General features: G+C 66.7%; 5 protein-coding genes. All 5 read right to left on the reverse strand.

Annotated elements, in window-relative coordinates:
* The coding region (locus AB4Y79_RS21505; protein WP_441866211.1) for a serine dehydratase beta chain at positions 1–593 on the reverse strand (593 nt) is incomplete at its 3' end.
* Positions 594–1,068: 475 nt separating this feature from the next.
* The gene (gene glyA, locus AB4Y79_RS21510; RefSeq protein ID WP_441866213.1) at positions 1,069–2,397 is read right to left on the reverse strand and encodes a serine hydroxymethyltransferase; all 1,329 of its coding nucleotides are present in this window, start codon (positions 2,395–2,397) and stop codon (positions 1,069–1,071) included.
* Positions 2,394–2,777, reverse strand: coding sequence for a glycine cleavage system protein GcvH (gene gcvH / locus AB4Y79_RS21515; protein WP_441866215.1), 384 nt, complete (start codon positions 2,775–2,777; stop codon positions 2,394–2,396). The genes glyA and gcvH overlap by 4 nt, the downstream gene beginning before the upstream one ends.
* A gap of 194 nt (positions 2,778–2,971) precedes the next feature.
* The gene (gcvT, locus tag AB4Y79_RS21520; RefSeq protein WP_441866217.1) at positions 2,972–4,108 is read right to left on the reverse strand and encodes a glycine cleavage system aminomethyltransferase GcvT; all 1,137 of its coding nucleotides are present in this window, start codon (positions 4,106–4,108) and stop codon (positions 2,972–2,974) included.
* Position 4,109: 1 nt separating this feature from the next.
* Positions 4,110–5,444: glycine dehydrogenase (locus AB4Y79_RS21525; RefSeq protein WP_441866219.1), on the reverse strand; the 1,335-nt coding region annotated here is incomplete at its 5' end.

The raw sequence follows: 5,444 nt of genomic DNA on the forward strand, positions 1-5,444 counted from the left end.
RGCATCACGTCCGCGATACCCAGCCCGGTCACCGCGCAATGTTCCAGGAGTTCCGCGGCGGTCCGGAACGGCAACGGGAGCTCCTTCTTGGACTCCTCCAGTTCCTGCTGCGCCGCGTCCTCCTCACCCTCCCGGACGATGAACCCGCCACCGACCGAGAAGAACGTCGCCGCATGCACCACCGCACCCGCGGCGTCCGTGACGGTGAACGTCATCCCGTTCGTGTGCCGCGGCAACACCGTCAACGGCCGCAACACCATATCCGCCACCCCATACGGCAGCGGGACGGCGCCGGCGAGGTTCAAGGTCCCGGTCTCCGCGATCGCGGCCAGCCGCTCCTCCACCTCCGCAGGCAGGATCAACTCCGGATGAAACCCCTCCAACCCCAACAAGATCGCGGTCATCGTCCCATGCCCATGCCCCGTCGCCGCCAACGACCCATACAAATCCACCCGCAACTCCGCCACCCCAGCCAGCACACCCGAAGCCCTCAACTCCTCCGCAAAAACAGCAGCAGCCCGCATCGGCCCCACAGTATGAGAACTGGAAGGCCCAATCCCGATCGAAAACAGATCAAAAACGCCAACAGCCATGCGATTGGTTCCTAACTAAAACGAGGTGGTTGAGATGGAGCGGGCAGGACATCCTCTGCATGCTCGGTCGCGAAGACGCCCGCTGCGCGGACGTGACGCCGTGGCCCGGTTGGGTGCGCCTGGCCGAATTCCTCCGCGTGCTCGGTCGCGAAGACGCCCGCTGAGCGGACGTGACGCTCCCTTAGACGCACGTCTCCGGAATCCGCCCAGTCGCCAACGCCCGTCACCAAAGCGACAGGGCAAGCAGCCAATAAACCCCACGACCCGGGATGGGCGGAAGAAAAACAACACGCTCCGCTCCCACGCGTATCCGGCAGCGCACTCACGCCTGTGCCCAAGGTGCCGTGCCCCCGCCCCTGTGGGAGCGGTATCCGGAAGCGTGCGTCTAAGGGAGCGTCACGTCCGCTCAGCGGGCGTCTTCGCGACCGAGCACGCGGAGGATGCCGGTCCCACCGGGCAAAGGTGAGCACAGGATTTACGACAGTGGTGCGATGCTTGGGTAAAGGGGGTGGGCTTTGGCGAGTGCCTCCACGCGGTGACGCAGGCCGGAAAGGTCTGCGTCGGCGTCGGCAATTAATGCCTCGGCGATGATGTCTGCAACCTCGAGGAAGGCGTCCTCGCCGAACCCGCGGGTGGCAAGGGCCGGGGTGCCGATGCGCAGGCCGGAGGTGACCATCGGCGGGCGGGGGTCGAAGGGGACGGCGTTGCGGTTGACGGTGATGTCGATCGCGGCGAGCCGGTCCTCGGCTTGCTGGCCGTTGAGGTCGCAGTCGCGGAGGTCAACGAGGACCAGGTGCACGTCCGTGCCGCCGGAGACCACGCTGATTCCCTTGGCGGCGACGTCCGGCTGGACCAGGCGCTCGGCCAGGATCCGGGCGCCGGCCAGGACGCGTTCCTGGCGTTCACGGAACTCTTCGCTGGCGGCGATTTTGAATGCCACGGCCTTGCCGGCGATGACGTGCTCCAGTGGGCCGCCCTGCTGGCCGGGGAACACTGCCGAGTTGATCTTCTTGGCGATGTCGGCGTCGTTGGAGAGGATGATGCCACCACGCGGACCGGCGAGGGTCTTGTGCGTGGTGGAGGTGGTGACGTGCGCGTGCGGCACCGGCGACGGGTGCAGGCCCGCCGCCACGAGCCCGGCGAAGTGCGCCATGTCCACCATCAGGTAGGCGCCCACGGAGTCGGCGATGCGGCGGAACTCGGCGAAGTCCAACTGCCGCGCGTACGCGGACCAGCCGGCGACGATCAGCTGCGGCTTGTGCTCCCGGGCCAGGCGCTCCACCTCGGCCATGTCTACGGTGTGCGTGTCCTCGCGGACGCCGTACGGAACCACGTTGTAGAGCTTGCCGGAGAAGTTGATCCGCATGCCGTGGGTGAGGTGGCCGCCGTGGGCCAGGTTCAGGCCCATGATGGTGTCGCCGGGCTTGATCAGCGCGTGCATCACCGAGGCGTTGGCCTGGGCACCGGAGTGCGGCTGCACATTGGCGTATTCCGCGCCGAACAGGTCCTTGAGCCGGTCGATCGCGAGCTGTTCGATGACGTCGACGTGCTCACAGCCGCCGTAGTAGCGCTTGCCCGGGTAGCCCTCCGCGTATTTGTTGGTCAGGACAGAGCCCTGCGCCTGCATAACAGCCGCTGCGGTGTGGTTTTCGGAGGCGATCATTTCCAGCCCGTCGCGCTGGCGGCCCAGTTCGTCGTCGATCTTTGCTGCGATCTCCGGGTCCAGGGCGGCGAGGTCGGCGTTCAGGCTGGGGGAGACTACCTGCTCAAAGGCGACGGTCCCCACGGAAGCAGCCCCGCTCACAGCTCGCCGCCGTTTGCTGCTGCGTATTCCTCGGCGGACATGAGGGGACCTTCTTCGGTGACGGCAACCTTGAAGAGCCAGCCGGCACCGTAGGGATCGCTGTTGATCAGGGCGGGGTCCGAGACCACGCCGTCGTTGATCTCGGTGACCTCGCCGGTCACGGGGGCGTAGACGTCGGAGACGGACTTGGTGGATTCCACCTCGCCGCAGGTTTCGCCGGCCGTCACGGTGGAGCCGACCTCCGGCAGGTCAACGTACACGATGTCGCCCAGGGCATCGGCAGCCACGGCGGAAATCCCAATCCCCGTAGGACCGGCCCCGTCCACAGCAACCCATTCGTGCTCGGCGGAGTACTTCAGTTCAGAAACAACTTTGCTCATGTGATTTTCCTTGGGTTTTGATGATGAAAAGTGAGAGAGCGTCGGCCCCAAACCCACCAAAGGTGAGCGGGCGTCTAGGGCTGGCGGAGCCGGGCTTTTCGAAAGCGTGCGTCAAAGCGACGAAGGAGCAGCACGCGTGAAAAGTCCGGTCCGCCGGTCCGCCGGTCCGAAGCCAGCCACGGAGCGGCAGGAACCTACTTTTGGCGCTTGTAGAAGGGAAGACTGACTACTTCGAACCGCTCGGCCTTGCCGCGCAGGTCTACGTCGAGCTCGGTGCCGGGGGCGGCGAATTCGACGTCGACGTAGGCCATGGCGATGGGGTATCCGAGGGTGGGGGAGGGCTGGCCGGAGGTCACTTCGCCCACCAGGGTGCCGTCCTTCAGGACGGGGTAGTGGGCACGTGCGGCGCGGCGGCCGGTGCCCTTGAGGCCCACCAGCTTCTGCCCGATGGTTGACCCGACTCCGGCGGCCTTGATGGCAGCCAATGCTTCCTTGCCGACGAAGTCGCTCTCCTTCGCCAGCGACACCACGGGACCCAGGCCGGCCGCGTACGCGTTGCCGTAGCGGGAGAGTTCGTTGCCGTAGAGCGGCATGCCGGCCTCGAGGCGGAGCGAGTCGCGGCAGGCGAGCCCTGCGGGGATGAGCCCCTGGCCGGCGCCGACTTCCAGCAGGGCTTCCCACAGGCCGGGGGCGTCCTCGTTGGGAACGTAGATTTCGAAGCCGTCCTCGCCCGTGTAGCCGGTGCGGGCAACGAGCAGGTCCTGCCCGTTAATTTCCACCTCGACGGCGGCATAGTACTTCAGCCCTGTCACGAGGGAATGCTGCGCTGCCGGCACCAGTCGCAGCAGGATTGACTCCGCTGCCGGACCCTGGACGGCGATCAGTGATGTGCGGGCTGAAGCGTCCTCCACCTCCACGTCGAACCGGGCGGCACGTTCCTGCAATGCTGCCGCGACGGTAGCTGCGTTTCCTGCGTTGGGGACCACCAGGAAGACGTCGGTACCGTCCTGCGCTGCCGGGCGGCGGTAGGTGATGAGGTCGTCGATGATACCCCCGTCGGCATCGCAGATCAGCGAGTACTTCGCTTTGCCGACCGCTACTGCGGAGAGTTTCCCGGCCAGGGCGTAGTCCAGGAAGGCGGCGGCGTCGGGGCCGGTGACCCAGACTTCGCCCATGTGGGAGAGGTCGAACAGGCCGGCGGCGTTGCGGACGGCGTGGTGTTCGGCGAGCTCCGAGCTGTACTTGAGCGGCATCTGCCAGCCGCCGAAGTCCGTGAAGGAGGCCCCGGCCTGCTTGTGCTGATCATAGAGGGCGGTGTAGTTCTCAGACATGTCAGTCTTCCAATCCGGTGGTTGAGCTTGTCGAAGCCTCGAAGTCTTCAAGCGGCGGGCAGGAGCAGACCAGGTTCCGGTCCCCTGCTGCGCCGTCGATCCGGCCCACGGGCGGGAAGTACTTGTCCTGCCGGAGTGAGGGCACCGGGAAGGCGGCCTGCTCGCGCGGGTAGGCGCGGTTCCAGTCAGAGGAGACGACGGCGGCCGCGGTGTGGGGTGCGCGCCGCAGGGGTGAGTCGGTCACGGCGAAGTCGCCGTTGGCCACCTGGTCGATTTCCTTGCGGATGGTGATCATGGCTTCGATGAAGCGGTCGATCTCGGCCAGGTCCTCGGATTCGGTGGGCTCCACCATCAGCGTCCCCGCGACGGGGAAGGACAGTGTGGGGGCGTGGAAGCCGAAGTCGATGAGCCGCTTGGCCACGTCCTCAGCGGTGACGCCGGTCCTGGCGGTGAGTTCGCGCAGGTCCAGGATGCACTCGTGCGCCACCAGCCCGCCCTCACCGGTGTAGAGGACCGGGAAGTATTCGTTCAGGCGGGACGCGACATAGTTCGCTGCCAGCAGCGCTGACTTCGTGGCCTCGGTCAGGCCCTCGCCGCCCATCAGCTTCACGTACGCCCAGGAAATCGGCAGCACTCCGGCGGACCCGAAGCGGGACGCCGAAATGGCGACGCCGTGTCCGGCCTCGTGCGCGGCCTTGTTGGCATCGCCCGGCATGAACGGTGCCAGATGTGCCTTGGCGGCGACCGGGCCGACGCCGGGTCCGCCGCCGCCGTGCGGGATGCAGAATGTCTTGTGCAGGTTCAGGTGGGAGACATCGCCGCCGAACTGGCCCGGCTGCGCCAGGCCCACGAGGGCGTTGAGGTTGGCGCCGTCAACGTAGACCTGTCCGCCGGCTGCGTGAACCGCGTCGCAGACCTCGCGAACATCAGCGTCGTACACGCCGTGGGTTGAGGGGTAGGTGATCATGATGGCCGAGAGGAAGTCCTTGTGGGCCTCGATCTTGGCCTGCAGGTCAGCATGGTCAATGGTGCCGTCAGCAGCTGTGGCGACAACAACAACCTTCATCCCGGCCAGCACCGCCGAGGCGGCGTTCGTGCCGTGCGCCGAGGCGGGAATGAGGCAGACGTTGCGCTGCTGCTCTCCACGGGAGTGGTGGTAGCCGCGGATCGCCAAAAGCCCGGCGAGCTCGCCCTGGGAACCCGCGTTGGGCTGGATGGACACCTGGTCATAGCCGGTAATCTCGGCGAGGTCGGCTTCGAGGCCGGAAATCAGCTCGCGCCAACCTGCGGTCTGGGAGTCCGGGGCGAACGGGTGGATCGAGGCGAACTCCGGCCA

Source organism: Pseudarthrobacter sp. YAF2 (genome assembly GCF_052113345.1).
Classification (GTDB): Bacteria; Actinomycetota; Actinomycetes; order Actinomycetales; family Micrococcaceae; genus Arthrobacter.